This window comes from Synechococcus sp. R60.1 (assembly GCF_047461835.1).
GTDB lineage: Bacteria > Cyanobacteriota > Cyanobacteriia > Thermostichales > Thermostichaceae > Thermostichus.
This window is the reverse complement of the sequence record NZ_JANSIA010000012.1, coordinates 23,339-41,919: the sequence shown is the minus strand read 5'-3', so window position 1 is coordinate 41,919 and position 18,581 is coordinate 23,339. Positions and strand designations below refer to the sequence as shown.

Genomic DNA, 18,581 nt, shown 5'->3' with positions numbered 1-18,581 from the left:
CCTGGCTCTCCGTTCTGCCATTCCTTGCCGGCAATACAGCGACCGGCCATTTTTCTGGAGTTGGCGAAACAGACAATCGTCTTGACGTAAGACATACAGGCTTCTGGGGCAAGGGCAAAGGCTCAATAGGAGTAATTTTCGGCTTCTTGAAAGTCCAGTAGTCAAATCCGTTCTTCAGGGCGAAAGGGGATCAAAAGGGCGCGGGGCGCTTTGGCATGGCGAGAGACCAAAATCAACGCCACAATACTGAGCAGATAGGGCAACATTAAGAAAAACTGATAGGGGATCCGGCTACCCCAAAGCTGCTGAAGGCGCAATTGCAAAGCATCAAACCCGGCAAACAGCAACGCTCCTCCTAAGGCTCGCCACGGATCCCAAGCGGCAAAAACCACCAGAGCAATGCAAATCCACCCCCGCCCATTGACGATATTGAAGAAAAACGCATCGAACGCAGAGAGGGTTAAAAAAGCACCGGCCACGGCCATAAGAGCGCTGCCCACCATCACCGCTCCGGTACGAACGGCATAGACCGGGATCCCCTGGGAAGCGGCAGCCTGGGGATTTTCTCCAACCATGCGCACGGCCAGGCCCAGCGGAGTTCGGTAGAGGATGTAGGCCATGAGGGGCACCAGGAGAAGGCTGAGGTAGGTGAGGGGCGGCTGGGTAAACAGGGTTTCTCCCAGAAAGGGCAGGCTGGAGAGACCCGGGATCGGCCAAGGACTGAAGGGGACGATTTTGGGGGGAGAGGTGACCTGGGGCAGGGCCATGCGATAAACAAAATAAGCAGCATTAATGGTCAAGAGGGTAATGCCGATGCCGGTGACGTGCTGGGAAACTCCAAGGCGGACGGTCAACAGGCTATGAATCAAGCCCACGCCGGCACCGAGGACGGCAGCAAAGGCTACGCCCCACCACAATCCGGATCCCTGATAGACCACCAGCCAACCGGTCATGGCCCCCAGGGTCATGATCCCTTCGATGCCCAAATTGAGAACGCCGGCCCGCTCACAGAGGACTTCGCCCAAAGTGCCCAAGAGTAAGGGAGTGGCAATGCGCAGGGTGGCCACCCAAAAGCTGGTGGTGCTGATTAAGCTGATTAAGCTCAGGAGTGCAGACATGGGTGCTCAGTCCCAGCGCAGACGATAACGGGCCAACCCCATGCAGACCAACATCCACAGCAGGGCAGCAGCAACAATGACATCGGCAAGATAGGTGGGAACGCCCAAGCTACGCCCCATGGTATCCGCCCCTACATAAACTCCGGCGATGAAGACCGCCGCCCCCACCACCCCCAAGGGATGCAGTTGGGCCAACAGGGCAACGACGATGCCGGTGTAGCCAAAGCCAGGGGATAAATCCAAGGTGAGATAGCCCTTGAGCCCGAGGAGTTCACAAGCTCCCGCCAAGCCTGCCAGCCCACCTCCCAACAATGAGGTATATAAAATAACTCTCCGGACTGGGATGCCGAGGAACCTGGCCGCTTCTGGGTTGGCGCCTACGGCTCGCATTTCTAAGCCCCAAACGGTGAACTGCTCCAGCCCCCACACCCCCAAGGCAGCAAGCAGGGCGATGATTAAACCAGCGTGGAGACGACTGCGGGGAATCAGCCGCGGCAGAAGAGCACTCTCCGCCAGGGCACGACCTTGGGGCCAACCCAGAGCCAGAGGATCTTTGAGGGGGCCTTCCAGGAGATAGCTGATCCCAAGAAGAATGACAAAATTGAGCAGCAAGGTGGTCACCACTTCGTCCACCTGGAACTGGGTTTTGAGCCAGGCCGGGATCCACAGCAACAGCCCTCCGGCAATCCAGCCCGCCAGCAGCAGCACCAGCACCAACCACGGGCGCGGCAGCGAAAGCCCAGCGGTGCCCAAGAGGCTGGCAGCCAGAGCCCCACCATAAAACTGGCCTTCTGCACCGATGTTCCACAACTTGGCCCGAAAACACACCGCCACCGCCAATCCCGTCAGGATCAGGGGAACGGCCCGAGTCAAGGTCTCGCTTAGGGCAAAGGGGGATCCCACCGCTCCCCGCAGCAAAGCTCCATAGGCTGCCAAAACTGGGGATCCCGTCCACAGGATCAGCAGGCTACAGGAGAGGAAAGCCAGGACAATGGCTGCCATCGGCGCACTCAGGATCAGCCAAAGGGGCACAGTGGAACGAGGTTCAACACGCATCGGCCACCTCCTGCCCGGCCATACGCAACCCCAAGGCGGTCACCGTTGTGGTTTGGGTCGGGACTGCCGAGGAAAGCCGACCGCGATAGAGCACCGCCACCCGATCGGCCAAACTCAGCAATTCATCCAAGTCTTCAGAAATGAGCAGGATCCCGGCTCCAGCCCGGGCTGCTGCCAGCAGTTGGGCATGCACGTAAGCCACAGCCCCCAGATCCAGTCCCCGCGTCGGTTGGTGAGCCACAATCACCTGGGGATCCCGACACAGCTCCCGCGAGAGGATCACTTTTTGCATGTTTCCGCCGGACAGCAGTTGCACCGGCATCTGGAGCGCCCGCCAGGGATCCCCCCTCTGGAGCCCCCGCACATCGTAGGTCTGTAGCCAGGTGTGGGCCTGCTGATAGATTTGGCGGTGACGCAGGATCCCCCACCGCGAGAATTCGGGATCCCGATAGCGCTCGATCACCCAATTCTCCCACAGGCTAAGGGAACCGATCAGTCCGGTCTTGTGGCGGTCTTCCGGGATCCGAGCCATGCCTTGCCGCACCATCTCAGCAGGAGAGATCAGCCGCAGGACTCGGCCATACAGATGCAGATGACCTTGGTGGGGCCGGATCACCCCGCAGATCAGATCTGCCAGGACGGATTGCCCATTGCCCGCCACCCCAGCAATACCCACGATTTCGTGACGCCGCACCGTCAAAGAAACCTGCTCCAGATGCTGCTGCCCCACCCGACAGGAGACCTGCTGCAACTCTAAGACCGTCTCCCCCGGAGACAAAGGGGCTTTGACCACCGCCGCCAACCGCTGCCCCACCATCGCTTCCGCCAGAGCTGTGGGATGGATCTCAGCCGTCTTGCCCGCCATCACCACCCGCCCTGAGCGCAGCACCATCACCCGGTCACTGATGCGCATCACCTCCTGGAGCTTGTGGGAAATCAGCAGGATCCCCAGTCCGCGACCGGCCATCTGCCGTAGGGTGTGAAAAAACGGCTCAATTTCCGGTGGGGTTAACACCGCCGTAGGCTCATCCAAAATCAGGATCTGCGCCCCTCGATACAGCACCTTGAGGATCTCCACCCGCTGCCGCTCCCCCAAGGTCAGGGATCCCACCAGGGCATCGGGATCCACGGCCAACCCCAATTCCTCAGCTAGCTTTTGGATGCGCTGCCGTCCCTCTCGCCGCCGAGACCATAGGTGCCACAGGGGCTGAGTGCCCAGCAGAATGTTGTCCAGCACCGACAGATTATCGGCCAAGACCACATGCTGATGCACCATGCCTATCCCCGCCGCCAGGGCAGCCGCCGGGGATCCCAGCTTGAGGGGCCGACCAAACACCCACACCTGACCCTGATCGGGAACATAGTGCCCAAACAGGATGTTCATCAGTGTCGTTTTGCCCGCCCCATTTTCCCCCAAGATGGCCAGAATCTCCCCGGCCCGCAGCTCAAGATCAATCTGGTCGTTGGCCAGCAGAGCGCCAAAGCGCTTGGTGATGCCCACCACCTTCAGAGCCAAAGGCGCGTCAGAGGGTGGACTTGGGTTCGCTGTCATCGATGGCTACAACAAAAGACCCTGCCAGAATCTCTGCCTGCCTCTGCATCACCTTAGCTTTCAGTTCAGCCGGAACCTTGTCGGCGAAGGTTCCCCAGTCGGAGAGGCTGGATCCCCCATATTTCATCATGCTGTAGATCCCGTAGTCCTCTGCCTTAAACTCTCCGGCCTTCACCGCGGCAATGGCTCTGTCGATGGTGGGTTCCATGTGCCACAGGGCGCTGACCACCACCGTTTCTGGGTAGTCCGGCTGGGTATCAATCACATTGCCAATGGCCAACATCTTCCGCTCCTTAGCAGCATCAGAGACCCCAAAGCGCTCCGCATAGAGAATATCCGCCCCGGCATCAATTTGGGCAAAAGCCGCCTCTTTGGCTTTGGGGGGATCAAACCAACTGCCGATAAAGGTGACCAAAAACTTCACCTCCGGCTGCAGTTCCCTCGCCCCTGCCATAAAAGCATTCATGAGGCGGTTCACCTCTGGAATGGGATAGCCCCCCACCATGCCGATAATTTTGGAGCGCGTCAGCCCCCCGGCCACCATTCCCGTCAGATAGGAAGGCTCGTGGATGTAGTTGTCAAACACGGCAAAATTGCTCAGGGCAGGATCCGGCTTGAGGCTGGATCCCATCAAAAAGCTGACCCTAGGATAGTCTTTGGCCACCTCCCGCGCTTCCCGCTCCACCCCAAAGACCTCACCCACCAGCAGTTGGACGCCGCTCTCGGCATACTGACGCAGCACCCGTGGGTAGTCGGTGTTGGAAACTGACTCTGACCAGGTATAGTCAATATCCCCCCGCTTCTGGGCGGTCATCAAGGCTTTATGGATCCGGCTCACCCACTGCTGCTCAATGGGAACCGTATAAACCCCGGCCACCTTCAGCTTGGTTCCTTGAGCCACCGCGGCATCGCGAACCAACCAGCGGCTCCCCATCAAGCCAGCCACGAAAGCCCCAGAACGCAGGCAGAAGTCCCGCCGGGAGAGTTCTAAACGTGCCATAGTCGCTTCTGTTGAAGTTACTTCGAGATCGGGTTACTGCTCGGCTTATCCTAAGGGGGGGATCCCTGAAAATATGTATCCTGAAATACAATTTTTTGAGAAGGAGCTTGTTTGTAATGGACAACGAAGTTTCGCTGACGGTTGGAATGGATGTAAGGGCCAAGTCCTCTCAAATCAGCTCTCGATAGATTATCCCTCTGACTACTTGGTTGATATCTTGCACAACCGGATGCTGTTGGGGACTACAGCCCTCTTTTATAAAGTGAGCAATAACCCAATCAACTGGTTTCCTAAATTCGGGCTTTGAGGTAATTTAAGACATCTTTATCTGATTTGGCCTATCATTCAGTCAACTGTAGTTGCTTCTTTCCATCCTAAGTTCAAACAAATAGCCACAACATATGGATCTCATTTTGCGCCGGGCCAATTTGCCGGATGGCCGCAAGGGAATCGATATCGGTATCCAGGGGGATCGCATTGTGGCTCTGGAAAGCAACTTACAAGCCACTGCCCCCCAAGAAATTGATGTCAGCAACCGCTTGGTGTCGCCCCCCTTCGTGGATGCCCACTTTCACATGGATGCCACCCTCACCTATGGGATCCCGCGCATCAACCAGTCGGGCACCTTGCTAGAAGGGATCGCCCTCTGGGGGGAGTTGAAGCCGCTGTTGACCCCCGAGGCGGTGATGGAGCGGGCCTTGACCTATTGCGACTGGGCGGTGGCGCGTGGGATCCTGGCCATCCGCACCCATGTGGATGTGTGCGATCCCAAGCTGTTGGCGGTGCGGGCGCTGCTGGAAGTCAAGCAAAAAGTGGCTCCCTACTTGGATTTGCAACTGGTGGCTTTTCCCCAGGATGGCTACTATCGCTCGCCAGGGGCGGTGCAGCTTCTGGAGAAGGCTCTGGATTTGGGGGTGGAGGTGGTGGGCGGGATCCCCCACTTCGAGCGGACGATGGCCGAGGGAGCAGCTTCGGTGCGGGCCCTGTGCGAGATTGCTGCGGCGCGCGGCCTGCGGGTGGATCTGCACTGCGACGAGACGGACGATCCGCTTTCGCGCCATGTGGAAACCTTGGCCTACGAAACGCTGCGGCTGGGCTTGCAGGGGCGGGTAGCCGGATCCCATCTAACTTCCATGCACTCGATGGACAACTACTACGTCAGCAAACTGATCCCCCTGATGGCCGAGGCAGAGCTGGGGGTGATCGCCAACCCGCTGGTAAACCTAGTGCTGCAGGGGCGCCACGACACCTACCCCAAGCGGCGGGGGCTGACCCGGGTGCCCGAGCTGATGGCCGCAGGCTTGACGGTAGCCTTTGGCCAGGATTGCGTGATGGATCCCTGGTACCCTTTGGGCAGCGGCAACATGCTGGAGGTGGCCCACATGGCCATCCACGCCGCCCACCTGACAGGCTATGAGCAGATGCGCCAGTGTTTCTTGGCGGTTACGGAGAATCCGGCCCGCATTCTGGGGTTGGAAGGCTACGGCCTAGAACCCGGTTGCTATGCCGATCTGGTGGTGCTCCAGGCTGCTGATGCCGTCGAAGCCATTCGCCTGAAACCGGCTTGCCTGTATGTCTTCCGCCGGGGCCGGCTGATCGCCCAAACCCCGCCTGTGGTTGCCCAGCTCCATTTGCCTGAGCGCCCCACCCAGGTGGAGTTCAGCCGCCAGCTTTGGACCTCATCGGCGCACGGTACCGCTGAAGCCGCTGGCCTTGAATTGCTCCAGGGTGAGGGGCAGGGGGCTGGTTATGGGCACCGAGATGCGAATTGAAAAAGGGCTCTCGCCGGGAGGAACTTCTGCAATGGCCCCCAGGCGGGTACGCTCCGGCAGAACCTCGTTGCCGTTGGCATCGTAAAGCCGACCGAAGACATCCGCGTTCAGCAGGGTATTTTTGGAGCGGTTGACCACTGTGCCTTCGACGAACAGGCACCTGGCCGGTATGGGGTTGCCGTTGCTGGTCACCAGGTTGGTGTATTCGGGGGTATCGGGACAGGGGGTGACGTGGAGATCCTTCAGTTGCAGGGGGATCGCCCCAAAGCCCATCAAGAGCACCGCCAATGCCACACAGCCAAAGCTCATGCAGACAAGACGCAGCTTTTGGGTTAGCCACTGCGCCGGCTTCCAAACTTGGCTCATCGTTTTTCCTCCAAGGCCCACCCTCTTTAGTCTAGGGGATCCCCGTCTCGTAGAACCTCTCCTCGGTTTGGATCCCATCCAGGCGCTGATCCCAAGGATCCTGAGGTAGAGGCTGCTCCAGTAGGCAGGCTTGGGGGACAATGCCCCACTTGGGCACACTGGGATCCGGCAAAGCGGCCAAAAAGCGGTCGTAATAGCCGCCGCCATAGCCCAAACGCCTTCCCCAACGATCGCAGGCCAGGGCAGGCACCAGGATCAAATCCGCCTTGCCAGGGTCGATAACTGTGCTGCCGGGAGAAGGCTCCAGCAAGCCCCAGCAGTTGGGGACAAGCTCAGCCGGCTGGTAGCGGTGCCACTGCATTTGCCGCCGCGGCAGACAACGGGGGATCCCCCACTGCTTCTCTGGAAAAATGGCAAACAGGGATCCCAAGTCCACCTCGGAGCCGAAGGCCACATAGGCCAGGATGGTTTTGGCGGCCAAAAGTTGGGGGCAAGAGGCCAAATGAGCCACGATCTTCTGGCTGATAAGGGATCTGTCCAACCTCTGCCGTAGCTGGCGAAAGTGCTGGCGCAGGCGAGCTTTTTCTAGGGCAGGATCTGCTGCCAGAGAACTGGGCCGCCAAGAAGAAGACAGTTCCGGGGAAGGGAGTTCCTGCACAAGCCCAATGCCGCTTGGATATTCGGTCTCTGCAAGATCTGAATCTACTGGATGGCCAGGAGCTCCACTTCAAAATCCAAGGTGGCGTTGGGGGGGATCACGCCGCCGGCGCCGCGGCTGCCATAGGCCAACTCCGGCGGAATGCGCAAGTAGCGCTTGCCCCCCACTCGCATGGTGGCCAGCCCTTCCTCCCAACCGCGGATGACTTGGCCTACTCCGTAGGTGAAGATAAAAGACTGATTGCGCCTGTAGGAGCTATCGAAGATGGTGCCATCCTGTAGTTTGCCCACGTAGTTCACCACCACCGTTTGCCCCGGCTGAGGCGAAGGCCCACTGCCTTGAGTGATGTCGTAGTATTGCAATCCCGACTCGGTGGTGATGAAGTCCTTGGCTGGGGATTGCACGCTCACCACCGGATTGTCTTTGGCCCGCGACAGAGCCACGGCCGGCTGGCCGCCCCACACCCCGAGCCACAGCAAACACAGCACCAACAGCAGCACCCGTTTCATCCGTTGGCGTCTCCCCACCGCCGACTTTTGGCTTTCCTTTAACAATCTTAGGGGATCCCGCTAGCCTTTCAGTTCGGCAAATTCGATGATCTGACCCTGGTGATCCCGCACCCAAAAGACAAAGGGTTTCTCGGAGCGAATGCTGTTGCGGATCCCTTGTTTGTTGATTCGCTTCAGAAGGGCCTTAAGGGACTCCCGCTCATAGCTGACATGGCGATAGCGAACGCCGCTGCTGCGGCCCGCTGCCGGTACAGTCCCGTAAGCAGAAGCAGATGAGGAGCTAGGCCTAGAGGCGTTGCCGTAGGAACCGGACCCCGCATAGGGATCTGTAGAGCCAGGGATCACGTGCAATTGAACATTGTCGGAGAGTTGGTACCAAAGTCCGGGGGTATCCAATTGGGTGGGCCCAGAGGTGGGACGGGCTTTGGCATCGAAGCGGGGACTGAGGCCAATATCCCCTGGAAAGTAAGCGGATCCTAGGCTGTAGCCGACCATGCTTTGCTCGTAGCCGTAGTAGTACTGCAGGGGCAGCTCCGCTTCCGGCAGTTTCAACACCTTCTCGTAAAACCCTCTGGCCTGCTCCAAGTCCGGCACGATGATGGTGTGGACACGGGGAGCGCCGCTTAAGAATGTCCACATGGCCCCCCCATAGGCCGATAGCAGCAAAAACATCAGCCCCTTCGTGGAGAGCAAAACCTCCAGGGGGATTAGGGGCAGCATCAGTCCAGGTGGGATGACCATCGGCACTTGTCCCTTCGCGGGTGGCTCTATGTCCAGTATAGGATCCGGGGAGAATCCTGGCCTTGGCCCACGCTCGATGAAGCTTGCTCTGTTTGCCCCCAGCCCGCGCGCCCGCTGGTTGGCCGACTCCCTGATCCCCCTCCTAGGCAAGGAGGTCATCTGCTGGAGCAAAGCTGAACCGCAGGGGCTGCCCTCCCCCTGGCAGGCTTACGGGGATCCCAAGGATCCCACAGCGCCAGGCTCCCTAGCAGAAGCCGTTGCCCAAACCTGGCCCCAGGTGCAGGGCTGTCTCTTCATCTTGGCCGCAGGGTCGGTGGTGCGGCTCATTGCCCCCCTCTTGCAGGACAAGCAGCGGGATCCGGCGGTGGTGGTGGTGGACGAAGCCGGTCGCTGGGCTATTAGCCTGTGCGGGGGACATGTGGGGGGGGCCGATGCCCTGGCGCGGCAGGTGGCCGCTACCTTGGGAGCCCAGCCGGTTCTCACCTCTGCTTCCGAGGGGCTGGGGATCCCGCCTTTGGATTTGCTGGGGGATCCCTACGGCTGGCGGCGGGGCGCTGGAGATTGGAACGGGGTGGCAGCCGCCTTGACGCGGGGAGAGCCGGTGGCCGTTCACCAGACCTGCGGCACGCGGCTTTGGCGACAAGCTTGGCCGGCAGATCATCCCCTAGTGGCCTCCTCTCCTCCCCATCCCGTTGCCCAGATCTGGATTGGGGAATACCTCTCCCCTCCCACGGGGATCCCAACAGTGCACTGGCATCCGCGGGTGCTGTGGGTGGGGGTGGGCTGCGAGCGGGGCACCACCCGCGCTTGGCTAGAGGGATCCCTGCGCCGCCTGCTGCAGGCCCAGGGGCTGGCGTTCGAGGCCATTGCCGGCCTGGCCACCCTAGAGCTCAAGCAAGACGAGCCGGGTCTTTTGGAGCTGGCTCAGGCCCACGGCTGGCCCATTGAGTTTTTCCCGGCAGAGGCTTTGGCTGGGATCCCAGTGCCCCACCCTTCGGAGGCCGTTCGGCAGGCGGTGGGCACTCCCTCGGTAGCGGAGGCGGCTGCCCTCTTGGCAGCTCAGACTTGTCAGACTTGGGGAAGAGGTGACAAGGTTCCTGAGAGGCCATCCTGTGTTGCGGAGAAGGTAGAGCCCTTTGGGGGAGCAACCCTCCTCTGCCCCAAGCAGGTCTTCACGTCAGAAACCGAAGGGGCCTGCACCCTGGCCATTGCCCGCGCGGCGCAGGAGTATTCCCCTCGCAGTGGCCATCTGTGGCTTATTGGCACCGGCCCCGGCGATCCCGCTCAATTGACCTTGGCCGCCCGCCTGGCTTTAGCCCAAGCTGAGGTGGTGATTGGCTACCAGCTTTATCTAGACTTGGTGGCCCCCCTTTTGCACCCCGGCCAAATTTGGGAGGCCTCTCCCATTACCCAAGAGCTGCAGCGAGCCGAACGGGCGATTGCTTGGGCGCAGCAGGGGCTGAAGGTGGCGGTGATTTCTTCGGGGGATGCCGGCATTTACGGCATGGCGGGCTTGGTGCTGGAGTGCTTGGTCCGCTCTGGCTGGGATGGGATCCGCCCTTCTCTGGAGGTGCTGCCGGGGATCTCTGCCTTCCAGGCGGCTGCTGCCCGGCTGGGGGCTCCGCTGATGCACGACTTCTGCGCCATTTCCCTCTCGGATCTGCTTACCCCCTGGCCAGTGATTGCAAAACGCCTGCAGGCGGCTGCAGCTGCCGATTTTGTGGTGGCCCTCTACAACCCCCGCTCGCGGCAGCGGCTGGATCCCTTCTTCAAGGCTCTACAGATCTTTCTGCAGGCCCGACCCGCCCATACCCCCGTGGCTTTGGCCCGCAACCTCTACCGCCCCGGCGAAACCCTCCACCTCACCACCCTAGGGGAGCTGGATCCAGAGCAGGTGGACATGCTCACCCTGGTCTTTATCGGCAACTCCCAGACCTTTCGCCATGGGGAGCGGCTGATTACCCCGCGGGGCTACCGCTTGGGCGAGCCCACCTGACTCCTGGGCTCCAGACTCAAAACACCCTCAGATGCCGGGGATCCAACTGCAGCCACCAGGGGGATCCCCAAGTCTCCACCTCGCGCCAGCGCTCCCGCCACACCTCAGCTTGCAGGTGATAGTCCTGGCGGTGGGCAGGAGGGCTGCCCAGCTTAAAGAAGAGGGTCAGCCGGTGGGGGGTCTCGCTCCACTTCACCAGCCAAGCGGGAAACGTGTTGGGCAGCTTCCCGTCGGGCCGGAAGGTGAGGTGGTGGGCGCGGATGGCGATGTATTCTCCCGCTGGGGATCCCTGTACCTGCAGCTCACAGCCCCAATCCAAGGCCAGCACCCGTTGAGGGCCCAGGAGCTTGGCCCGCGAGATGTTTTTGCAACCCGTCAGTTGCGCCACACTAAGGCAGGGGGGAGCCTCAAATAGCTGACGCTTGTCCCCCTGGGCAATGATTCGCCCCTGCTCCATTACAGCCAGATCCCCGCAGAGGCGGAAGGCTTCCTCGATGTTGTGGGTTACCAAAAGCGTGACTCCCTTGTAGTCGGCTAGGATCTCCCCCATCTCCTGCTCCAGATGGCTGCGCAGGTGGGCATCCAAAGCAGAAAAAGGCTCATCCAGCAGCAAGATCTCCGGCTCAGAAGCCAAGGCTCGCGCCAAGGCCACCCGCTGCTGCTGTCCTCCGGAGAGCTCCGTGGGATAGCGGTTTTCCCAGCCCTTCAGCTTAACCAACCGCAGCTGGGCCTGGATCCGCTCTTGTTTTTCCGCTTCGCTCAAGCCCGCAGGGATCCCAAAGGCAATGTTCTGGGCAACGGTGAGGTGGGGAAACAGAGCGTAGTTTTGGAAGATCACCCCCACCCGTCGCTGAGCGGGGGGCAGCCGGATCCCCTGTTCGGCGTCGAACAGGGCCCGCTCGTTGAGCAAAATGCGCCCCCCATCCGGGGTTTCAATTCCGGCAATGCAGCGCAAAAGCAGGCTTTTGCCGGATCCAGAGGCCCCCAGCAAGCCCAGGGGTCGCCCGTCGCAGCTCAGTTGCGCCTGCAGCTCAAATTGGGGCAGCTTCTTGTCAATGTCTACCCAGAGGCGAGGGGCCGGAGTTGAGAAATCCGGATCCCTTCTGGCCAGAACCCGCAGGGGGCGAGGGGGAAGCTGCTGCAGAGGCTGTCGCTGAAACCAAAGGTTAACTGCCGTCATCACCCCCAAGGACAACCCCAAGACCAGGGCCGAGCTGATGGCCGCCCCCCGCATATCCCCCGCCTGAACGGCAAAGAAGATGGCCATGGACAGGGTTTGCGTGCGGCCTGGGATGTTGCCTGCCAGCATCAAGGTGGCGCCAAACTCCCCCAGAGCGCGAGCAAAACTGAGGGTAACCCCCGCTAGGATCCCCGGCAAGGCCAGTGGGATCAGCACCCGCGTAAAAATCTTGGCCCTACTTGCCCCCAGCGTGCGGGCTGCCGCCACCAGCGTCGGGTCGATCTGCTGGAAAGCTCCCAGGGCCGTGCGGTACATCAGGGGCAGGGCCACCACCGCTGCCGTGATCACCCCGGCATACCAGGTGAAGATGACCGACAAGTTCAGCGAGGCCAAAAGTTGTCCCAGAAGGGTTCGCCGGCCAAACAGCAGCAGCAACAGGAAGCCCACCATGGTGGGCGGCAACACCAGCGGCGCCAATAAGATGGCCTCGAGGAGAGAGCGCCACCGACCTCGGTAGTGCAACATCCCATAAGCTGCCAGCGTCCCCACCCCAAAGGTGATAGCTGTGGCTAAGCTGGCAATCCGCAACGAGATCCACAGCGGAGACAGGTCGTAGTCGCTCATCTGGGCAATTGCAGAGGGATCCCTTACAGGCGGATAAAGCCGTACTTCACAAACACCTCTGCTGCTTCTTCTGAGGTTAAAAACTCCAAGTAAGACTGTCCGGCGGGAGTATCGCGCACCAATGCCACCGGGTAGATAATTGGCGTAATGGGATCCGCCGTAGCCACTACTCGCACCCGATTTGAAAGCTGAGCATCCGAGGTAAACAGGATCCCAGCGTCAGCATTGCCCTGCTCCACCGCCGTCAAAATTTCCCGCACCGTGCTGGCAAACACCATCTTGGGCCGCAGCGTCTCAAACACCCCCGCCTCGGTGAGAATTTCCTGGGCATAGCGTCCGGCGGGCATGGCCTGCAGATCCCCAATGGACAGAACCCGGATCTCTTCCGCCACCAAGTCGGCAAAATCCTGAACCTTGGTTCTGGCATTGGCAGGCACAATTAAAGCCATGCGGTTGCTGAGAAGATCTCGCCGGGATCCCTCCACCAGCAGGTTTTGCTTGGCAAGGGCGTCCATAAAAGAGGCGGCTGCGAAAAATACCACGTCCAAAGGAGCCCCCTGCTCCACCTGTTGCTGGAGAGAGCCGGAATTGGCGAAGTTGTACTCAACCTTGATGTCGGGATAGCGGGCGGTGAACAACCGGTCGATTTCCGTTAAAGCCGGTTGCAAGCTCACCGCAGCCCCCACCAAAATGGGCTGAGATTGCGCCAAGCCGGGAGCCGACCCCCACCTCAAAGCCAGAGCGGCCAGGATCCCCAGGAATAACATTGCAGTTCTTCGTTTCATAGCCATTCTTCTTTGACCCGTGACGACTTTCAGAACAGGAAAATCCACCAATCGCTCGGTACTTTGACCATTAGAGGTTGCAGTTTGTATCTTTAAGATACATAATCTAGACTATTGGCAGCCCTTCATCCCCAGAGGCAACGATAAGCATCTGATAGTATTGAAACCGGTGTTGAATGACCATCCGGCAAGCTCCTCTCTTGTTCAGTTCGGTCAACACCCCTGTTGCTCTGCTTGTTCAACAAAGGAGAAGTCATGCAAATCAGCACTCGCAACTTTTTTAAAGGAACTGTAAAAAGCTTCCAGGTGGGCATGGTCAATGCCGAAATTGTTCTGGAAGTTGCACCGGGCATAGAAATAACAGCCATTATTTCTAAGCACTCTGCCGAACGGTTGGGTATAGCAGTTGGAAAAGAAGCGTATGCTGCCATTAAAGCCTCAGATGTGGTCATCGCCGTGGATTAGTGGTGGATTAGCAAATTGAGTGACTGGCCTAGACTTGCTGTTGCCTGGGATCCAAATACAGGGCTTTGATAAGGCGCTGGCGATCGTTTAGGCTGATCTGAAGCCGCCCATTCTCTACATCCCGCACCCAGCTCTGGCTGCGCCCCAGCCTCTGGGCCAATTCCCGCTGGCTGATTCCCTTTTGCTGGCGTGCCGCCGAGATATCCGCTCCACGCAAAGCTTTGCTTGAGGGGAAGTCTTTTGGGTTTTCGGGAGGGCCAGGGAGATCCGAGTCTGTTGCAACAGGCGCAGACTTTGCCCTACGCTGCCGCCGAGATCCCGATTCTCGGGTTGGGGATCTGGCTTCTTGAACTACTCGACGATGCCAGTCGGAGGGCAGATGAAATCGTTGAATGCGAGCCTGCATCAAGAGTCCCCACTTGCCCCGCGGCCCGGCAGCCGTCAGCAAGCCACCGTTGTTGGCATCTTCAATCCAAAAGTTCAATGCCTCGTCCGCATCCTCGGGCACAGCTTCCAGGCGAGCCCACAGGGGTTGAATGGAAGAAGGATAGGTGAGGGGATCGAACTCCGGCTTGAGGCCGTAGTGGTTGAGAACCTCCAGATCGCTTTCAAAGGTGCGCACCAGCCGTTTGCGTTCTTGGAGATTGAGATAAGCTTCCTGCAGTCGCTCTTCCCCGTAGGCCACTCGCATCAGGGTGGGCACCGTCAGACGCTGTTGCCGCCCCATCCTCACTTTGAACAACAGCCACAGCAGCAGGCGCATGGCTCCTTCATGGTGTTGCCAATGGCTCATCACGGCCTGCAGCAGGGATAGGGGCAGGCTGCTGTACTGATAAAAGGCTTGCCCCTGGCGGCACCCTTGTCGATTGAGAAAGTACCGTGTCCATTCGCCGGGCTGAATCGCCCAAGTCAGGCCCACCAGATGGTTGCAGCCCTGCTCATCTTTTTGAAAGTGGCGATGCATCTTGAGCAGCCTCCACAGAGGGCCAGCCGGTACCGAAAACCCCTTCACCCGCCCCTGATCCGGCCAATCGATGGAGACTTGAATCCGACAGAGCTGCTCTATCCAGGTCATGAACAGGTGGAGACGGGTCATCTTGCTCAGATCTTTACGTTTATCCCAGCCCAAATAGGACTCCAATTGTGAGTCGGTGAAAACAAAGGATTCCTTCCAGGGGCTATCCAACCCGGCGGCATAGGCAGCAAAAATAAGATGCAAACAGGCAGTTCGCACATCGATCGGAGCACTTTGTGGGATCCCGTCCAAACATAGAGTTAGGGTCAGAGATCCCTGGTTGTGGCCAACAGATTTCTGATAGCAAACCTGGTTATCTCCCTGCTTTTGCAGATTGAGAGATTGAAATTGAGATAGGAAATTGCAAGCTTCCCAGACCACAATTGACGAAGCAAAAGCCTGGCTATGGCCGTTCAAAAATAGAGGTGGACTGCTGCGAATGCGGGCCGTGACCGTGCGGTTGCGCCCCTTCATGGCTTCATAAGGCTGCGGGGCAGAACCGGGACACAGGCTAACGCACTGAGGTTCTGGGAAGAAACCTTCGCAGTCATTGCACAACAGAGGATTAATCCAGTATTCCCCATCCTGAACAACAATAGCTTTCGTAGGACAGCTATCTACGCAAGCGTGGCAACCGATACAATCCCCTGAGATTTGATAAGCCATAGCCCTCGAACTCCATAGCGTTTCCCTGTAGCTCTCCTTTGTTCACGCCTGCTATCGCATCTGCGCAACCCTAAACCCGGCCATGGAGACCTTCCTCGCAAAGCCGTGGCAGCCCGGCGAGAGACCTTAGTTTAAGGTCTGTTTCCTAAGCTCAATTCGTGAACTGGATTGAACGATACCTCAAAAGATCCCCGGCAGGCCAGGGAGATTTGGTCTAGGGTGAACCTTCTGGAAAGCTTTGTTTTCTCTTAACTTCTAATGTTTGCAGTGAACTTTTGAGATGGCTTTGCAGGCTACTCCTCCCCCCTTGAGAGCCTTTTAGGGATCCGAACTGCAACAAGTGTCAGGCGAAACGCTCAATAACCAAGCCGACACAAGGTCGTCCGCCCACCCAATACGTCGATTCATCGGCAAGGTTGTGGCTTGGCTCTAGATGCCAACCCAAGGGATTGGGTTCTAGCTCCAGCGCCCGCACGATTTCTTCTGGGCTTAGTCCTGTGCAGAGTTGGATGTGTTGCAACTTGGGGAAAGGCTTTTCCACAAGGCTAAGCTCTTCAGCAGCTTTAAGGATGGAGCCCAGGTGCAACAAACAGGTGTTCATGGCTTTGCTCCCAAATCAAGATAGGTTATGAAGAGATGAGCTTCCCTTACTTTGAGTGTCCCTCATTACAGGTTAAAAATTGGGTAAATAGACTACATTTTAGAAGGCTCTTGGCAAATTTAAGATTGTTTTCTTATTCGGTTCTTGGGTAGACATCAAGGCGCAACGGGGATCCATGTAAACCCAGATGGGTTTAGCTAAATGAGCAGGAAGGGAAAGTTGGCCACTGGGTAGGAGTAGGATCCACTCAGGGTGACGTTGGATAACCTGGAGATAGGTACCTGGAGTGAGACCCATTTGCTGCAATTGGGCGCAAGCAGCTTCGGATCCGCGCAGTTGGTAGATGCGACCTTCTTCTCCAACCTTCATGAGTTGGAGAGGAGATATGGTTATTGAGATCTTAGGGACGGTGGGCGGTGCCAACATATAGGGATCCCTAATTCTAGAAAAAAATAGAAAAAAGGCTGCTTAAGCCTAGCGGCAAGCAGCTGGAGAGCGGCGGTCTATCAAACCAAGTAAGCTTCCTGGTGGGTACGAATTGTACAACTGGAGCGAGGTCTGGCCACACAGAGCAGCACAAATCCTTTGGCTATTTGCTCCTCATCCAGAAAGGTTTGCTCTGATTGATCGACTTCTCCTTCTACCACTTTGGCCACGCAAGAGGAACAACTACCGGAGCGGCAGGAAGAGGGCAAATCCACATCTTGATCCTCAGCCGCTTCTAGGATGGTCGAATCTTCATCTACTGAGATATAGGTGTCGAGCCGTCGTTTTGGGTTAACCAAGTGAACTGTGTAGGTAGCCATGATGAGATCTCCAGAGAGCTGACGAGGGGTAAACAAGGGAGCTTAGGCAGGGATCCCAGGGCTGCATTCGCCCCGCTCTCCCGAAGAGCTGCAGCCGGCACAGCCGCCAACGGGATCCGGACAACCATAGTCTTGAAAGACTCGGAAGAGCTTCTCCTGCTGCGGGGTAGAAGTGAGAAAGGTTTGATACGCTTTTTCCAGCGCTTGCCGAGCTTGCTCCAATCGCTCTTCTTCGCTGCCCTGGAAACACTCCAGAGGGCCTAGATACTGAGCGAATTTGCGTAAGATATGCAGGCGATTCACGTTGACCACCCGCGGATCGTAGGGGAGCTCGAAAAAAGCGAAATAATCCTCGGCATTGACTAGGGCTTGGAAGTCTTTCCAACGGCGGTTGTGGTTCCAACTCATCGGCAGGTCTCCAGGGTTTTCAAGCGTTGTCTGAGGGTGTGCAGCCGGGCAAACAGGGCATAGGTGCGGGCTGCCAAGTCGGGGAGTCGCTCGAACCCGTCGGGTAGCCCCTCGGCCAGATCGTGCAGATCCATTTTCAGTTGGCCTGCTTTGCTGTTTAGTCGTTTGATCTCGGTGCGGAGCTGGTCGGCAGACAGGTGTTCGAAGGGCTCGAAATCCAGGCCGTTCACAACATTCTCAACGTCACTCTCATTCAACATGGGCAAGGCACTCCTAATTGCTGAAGAAAAAGAAGAAAAAATGGCTGCCGGGACGGAGACAAGCGGCTACAGTCGGCCCACCTCGGGGTAGGTTCGGGCCAGTTGGATCCCTTTGTCGATAAGGGCAGTAGCTTTTTCAGTGAGCTGTTCGAGAGACTCGAAACCGAAGCGATGGGCGTCTCGCAGGGTGTTGACCACCAACAACAACCGCCCTGAGAAGACCAGCACCCAACCAAAGCCTTCGCTGTTGAGATCCAGCACCACCTGAGCTAGGAGGCCCGTTTCCTTTTCAATCAGGGCGGCAATGGCGCGGTAGTAGATGAGAATGCGGCTCCGCACCCCGGGATCCACCTCCCCTTCGAGGGATATCTGGCGTTTTTGGGCTTTGGTGACGACAAAGGGCTTGAGCAGCAACTCATCCCTCCAGGTGCGGTAGGTGCCGTAGGGATCCGCCGCCCGCATCTGGCGAACGATCTCCTGCAGGATGGGGCTGGTCGAGGGAGAGAGAGGGGTGACGGTCATGGCTGAGCCTCCACAACTGGAGTTGAGGACTCCGGTCTGCTGACGCGCTCGGCCAAGAGCACTTTGCGCAGCCAGGGGGGAGGATTGTGCAGGGTGGTTACCAGGCGCTGCAACAAGCTCTCGATGGATTCTTCTTCCGACTGCACTTTGATGGGGGTGATGCGGCGGTTGATCAGGCGGGCGGCGGCACTGCTGCCAATGGCAGCCACGTAGATGAGGGTGACATCGGCCAAAGCCTGCAGCTTGGGCACCAGCTTGTCCTCGTTGCCGTCTGCCTCCAAGTTGCCCCCAAAGGTAAGGGTTTTGCAGAAGCGGTAGCCTTCGGGGGTGACTTCGTAGATGTCGATCTGGTTGGCCCAACCAAAGTGGGCGTTGACGTGCTTGCCGTCGCGGGTTGTAAAGGCCACTTGCATGAGGGTTCTCCTTAGAAACGTGAACTTGAGGGTTTGGGGGAGCTAGGGGCACTTGGGCTGCCCTTCGA

General features: G+C 58.5%; 22 protein-coding genes. 3 read left to right on the top strand and 19 right to left on the bottom strand.

The window, feature by feature from the left end; genetic code table 11:
- The 5 genes from NW834_RS03345 to NW834_RS03325 all read right to left on the bottom strand — a co-directional run.
- A partial coding sequence (locus tag NW834_RS03345; protein WP_414407202.1) for a dual OB domain-containing protein occupies positions 1-95 on the bottom strand: 95 nt, incomplete at its 3' end.
- A 66-nt stretch (positions 96-161) separates the two neighbouring features.
- Positions 162-1,118: an ABC transporter permease gene (locus NW834_RS03340; protein WP_414419374.1), complete on the bottom strand. Its 957-nt coding sequence runs from the start codon at positions 1,116-1,118 to the stop codon at positions 162-164.
- Positions 1,119-1,124: 6 nt separating this feature from the next.
- The gene (locus tag NW834_RS03335; protein ID WP_414419373.1) at positions 1,125-2,174 is read right to left on the bottom strand and encodes an ABC transporter permease; all 1,050 of its coding nucleotides are present in this window, start codon (positions 2,172-2,174) and stop codon (positions 1,125-1,127) included.
- Entirely contained in the window at positions 2,164-3,726 is a 1,563-nt protein-coding gene (locus NW834_RS03330; RefSeq protein ID WP_414419372.1) for an ABC transporter ATP-binding protein, read from the bottom strand. The genes NW834_RS03335 and NW834_RS03330 overlap by 11 nt, the downstream gene beginning before the upstream one ends.
- Positions 3,698-4,726: a BMP family protein gene (locus tag NW834_RS03325; protein ID WP_414373920.1), complete on the bottom strand. Its 1,029-nt coding sequence runs from the start codon at positions 4,724-4,726 to the stop codon at positions 3,698-3,700. Before NW834_RS03325 ends, NW834_RS03330 begins: the two co-directional genes overlap by 29 nt.
- Positions 4,727-5,127: 401 nt before the next feature.
- Between NW834_RS03325 and NW834_RS03320 the strand changes: the two genes are divergently transcribed.
- On the top strand, positions 5,128-6,498 hold the full coding sequence (locus NW834_RS03320) for an amidohydrolase family protein (RefSeq protein ID WP_414419371.1): 1,371 nt from the start codon (positions 5,128-5,130) through the stop codon (positions 6,496-6,498).
- Here NW834_RS03320 and NW834_RS03315 read toward each other — a convergent pair.
- From NW834_RS03315 to NW834_RS03300, 4 genes are read right to left on the bottom strand one after another with little or no spacing between them, the layout of a single operon-like run.
- A complete protein-coding gene (locus tag NW834_RS03315; protein WP_414332474.1) occupies positions 6,406-6,864 on the bottom strand; it encodes an FxLYD domain-containing protein in 459 nt (152 codons plus the stop codon). The two genes, NW834_RS03320 and NW834_RS03315, sit on opposite strands and share 93 nt — an antisense overlap.
- Before the next feature lie 31 nt (positions 6,865-6,895).
- A complete protein-coding gene (locus NW834_RS03310; RefSeq protein ID WP_414419370.1) occupies positions 6,896-7,522 on the bottom strand; it encodes a 5-formyltetrahydrofolate cyclo-ligase in 627 nt (208 codons plus the stop codon).
- A gap of 44 nt (positions 7,523-7,566) precedes the next feature.
- Positions 7,567-8,031, bottom strand: coding sequence for an FKBP-type peptidyl-prolyl cis-trans isomerase (locus NW834_RS03305; RefSeq protein WP_414413000.1), 465 nt, complete (start codon positions 8,029-8,031; stop codon positions 7,567-7,569).
- A 60-nt stretch (positions 8,032-8,091) separates the two neighbouring features.
- The gene (locus NW834_RS03300) at positions 8,092-8,751 is read right to left on the bottom strand and encodes a hypothetical protein (RefSeq protein ID WP_238376855.1); all 660 of its coding nucleotides are present in this window, start codon (positions 8,749-8,751) and stop codon (positions 8,092-8,094) included.
- Positions 8,752-8,848: 97 nt separating this feature from the next.
- On the opposite strand from NW834_RS03300, the gene cobJ reads away from it, so the two are divergent.
- Complete coding sequence (cobJ, locus tag NW834_RS03295) at positions 8,849-10,768, top strand: precorrin-3B C(17)-methyltransferase (RefSeq protein ID WP_414419369.1); 1,920 nt, start codon at positions 8,849-8,851, stop codon at positions 10,766-10,768.
- Between the two features lie 16 nt (positions 10,769-10,784).
- Here cobJ and modB read toward each other — a convergent pair whose 3' ends face one another.
- Together modB and modA are read right to left on the bottom strand one after the other, a co-directional pair.
- On the bottom strand, positions 10,785-12,572 hold the full coding sequence (gene modB / locus NW834_RS03290; protein WP_414419368.1) for a molybdate ABC transporter permease subunit: 1,788 nt from the start codon (positions 12,570-12,572) through the stop codon (positions 10,785-10,787).
- A gap of 23 nt (positions 12,573-12,595) precedes the next feature.
- The gene (gene modA, locus NW834_RS03285) at positions 12,596-13,357 is read right to left on the bottom strand and encodes a molybdate ABC transporter substrate-binding protein (RefSeq protein ID WP_414416378.1); all 762 of its coding nucleotides are present in this window, start codon (positions 13,355-13,357) and stop codon (positions 12,596-12,598) included.
- Positions 13,358-13,612: 255 nt separating this feature from the next.
- Here modA and NW834_RS03280 point away from each other — a divergent pair, with 255 nt between their 5' ends.
- Complete coding sequence (locus tag NW834_RS03280) at positions 13,613-13,822, top strand: TOBE domain-containing protein (RefSeq protein WP_011430671.1); 210 nt, start codon at positions 13,613-13,615, stop codon at positions 13,820-13,822.
- 28 nt (positions 13,823-13,850) lie between these two features.
- Here NW834_RS03280 and NW834_RS03275 read toward each other — a convergent pair whose 3' ends face one another.
- From NW834_RS03275 to nifX, 8 genes are all read right to left on the bottom strand, one after another.
- Positions 13,851-15,503 (bottom strand): helix-turn-helix domain-containing protein, encoded by a 1,653-nt coding sequence (locus NW834_RS03275; RefSeq protein WP_414419367.1) that lies wholly within the window; start codon positions 15,501-15,503, stop codon positions 13,851-13,853.
- 343 nt (positions 15,504-15,846) lie between these two features.
- Positions 15,847-16,104 (bottom strand): hypothetical protein, encoded by a 258-nt coding sequence (locus tag NW834_RS03270; protein ID WP_011432066.1) that lies wholly within the window; start codon positions 16,102-16,104, stop codon positions 15,847-15,849.
- 99 nt (positions 16,105-16,203) lie between these two features.
- Positions 16,204-16,473 (bottom strand): ferrous iron transport protein A, encoded by a 270-nt coding sequence (locus NW834_RS03265; RefSeq protein ID WP_238376962.1) that lies wholly within the window; start codon positions 16,471-16,473, stop codon positions 16,204-16,206.
- A 137-nt stretch (positions 16,474-16,610) separates the two neighbouring features.
- A complete protein-coding gene (locus tag NW834_RS03260) occupies positions 16,611-16,910 on the bottom strand; it encodes a 2Fe-2S iron-sulfur cluster-binding protein (protein WP_414342063.1) in 300 nt (99 codons plus the stop codon).
- A 42-nt stretch (positions 16,911-16,952) separates the two neighbouring features.
- Positions 16,953-17,318, bottom strand: coding sequence for a nitrogenase-stabilizing/protective protein NifW (nifW, locus tag NW834_RS03255; protein ID WP_414419366.1), 366 nt, complete (start codon positions 17,316-17,318; stop codon positions 16,953-16,955).
- Positions 17,315-17,578 (bottom strand): CCE_0567 family metalloprotein, encoded by a 264-nt coding sequence (locus tag NW834_RS03250; protein ID WP_011432070.1) that lies wholly within the window; start codon positions 17,576-17,578, stop codon positions 17,315-17,317. The genes nifW and NW834_RS03250 overlap by 4 nt, the downstream gene beginning before the upstream one ends.
- A 66-nt stretch (positions 17,579-17,644) precedes the next feature.
- Entirely contained in the window at positions 17,645-18,100 is a 456-nt protein-coding gene (locus NW834_RS03245; protein ID WP_414419365.1) for a NifX-associated nitrogen fixation protein, read from the bottom strand.
- Positions 18,097-18,513, bottom strand: a complete 417-nt coding sequence (gene nifX / locus NW834_RS03240; protein WP_414419364.1) for a nitrogen fixation protein NifX — start codon at positions 18,511-18,513, stop codon at positions 18,097-18,099. The genes NW834_RS03245 and nifX overlap by 4 nt, the downstream gene beginning before the upstream one ends.
- Positions 18,514-18,581 lie beyond the last annotated feature (68 nt).

Excerpts from the sequence above, each read along its gene's own strand:
- NW834_RS03340 (WP_414419374.1), bottom strand. The coding sequence starts at position 1,118 with ATGTCTGCACTCCTGAGCTTAATCAGCTTAATCAGCACCACCAGCTTT.
- NW834_RS03335 (WP_414419373.1), bottom strand. The coding sequence starts at position 2,174 with ATGCGTGTTGAACCTCGTTCCACTGTGCCCCTTTGGCTGATCCTGAGT.
- NW834_RS03330 (WP_414419372.1), bottom strand. The coding sequence starts at position 3,726 with ATGACAGCGAACCCAAGTCCACCCTCTGACGCGCCTTTGGCTCTGAAG.
- NW834_RS03325 (WP_414373920.1), bottom strand. The coding sequence starts at position 4,726 with ATGGCACGTTTAGAACTCTCCCGGCGGGACTTCTGCCTGCGTTCTGGG.
- NW834_RS03320 (WP_414419371.1), top strand. The coding sequence starts at position 5,128 with ATGGATCTCATTTTGCGCCGGGCCAATTTGCCGGATGGCCGCAAGGGA.
- NW834_RS03315 (WP_414332474.1), bottom strand. The coding sequence starts at position 6,864 with ATGAGCCAAGTTTGGAAGCCGGCGCAGTGGCTAACCCAAAAGCTGCGT.
- NW834_RS03305 (WP_414413000.1), bottom strand. The coding sequence starts at position 8,031 with ATGAAACGGGTGCTGCTGTTGGTGCTGTGTTTGCTGTGGCTCGGGGTG.
- NW834_RS03300 (WP_238376855.1), bottom strand. The coding sequence starts at position 8,751 with ATGCTGCCCCTAATCCCCCTGGAGGTTTTGCTCTCCACGAAGGGGCTG.
- cobJ (WP_414419369.1), top strand. The coding sequence starts at position 8,849 with ATGAAGCTTGCTCTGTTTGCCCCCAGCCCGCGCGCCCGCTGGTTGGCC.
- modB (WP_414419368.1), bottom strand. The coding sequence starts at position 12,572 with ATGAGCGACTACGACCTGTCTCCGCTGTGGATCTCGTTGCGGATTGCC.
- modA (WP_414416378.1), bottom strand. The coding sequence starts at position 13,357 with ATGAAACGAAGAACTGCAATGTTATTCCTGGGGATCCTGGCCGCTCTG.
- NW834_RS03280 (WP_011430671.1), top strand. The coding sequence starts at position 13,613 with ATGCAAATCAGCACTCGCAACTTTTTTAAAGGAACTGTAAAAAGCTTC.
- NW834_RS03275 (WP_414419367.1), bottom strand. The coding sequence starts at position 15,503 with ATGGCTTATCAAATCTCAGGGGATTGTATCGGTTGCCACGCTTGCGTA.
- NW834_RS03270 (WP_011432066.1), bottom strand. The coding sequence starts at position 16,104 with ATGAACACCTGTTTGTTGCACCTGGGCTCCATCCTTAAAGCTGCTGAA.
- NW834_RS03265 (WP_238376962.1), bottom strand. The coding sequence starts at position 16,473 with ATGAAGGTTGGAGAAGAAGGTCGCATCTACCAACTGCGCGGATCCGAA.
- NW834_RS03260 (WP_414342063.1), bottom strand. The coding sequence starts at position 16,910 with ATGGCTACCTACACAGTTCACTTGGTTAACCCAAAACGACGGCTCGAC.
- nifW (WP_414419366.1), bottom strand. The coding sequence starts at position 17,318 with ATGAGTTGGAACCACAACCGCCGTTGGAAAGACTTCCAAGCCCTAGTC.
- NW834_RS03250 (WP_011432070.1), bottom strand. The coding sequence starts at position 17,578 with ATGTTGAATGAGAGTGACGTTGAGAATGTTGTGAACGGCCTGGATTTC.
- NW834_RS03245 (WP_414419365.1), bottom strand. The coding sequence starts at position 18,100 with ATGACCGTCACCCCTCTCTCTCCCTCGACCAGCCCCATCCTGCAGGAG.
- nifX (WP_414419364.1), bottom strand. The coding sequence starts at position 18,513 with ATGCAAGTGGCCTTTACAACCCGCGACGGCAAGCACGTCAACGCCCAC.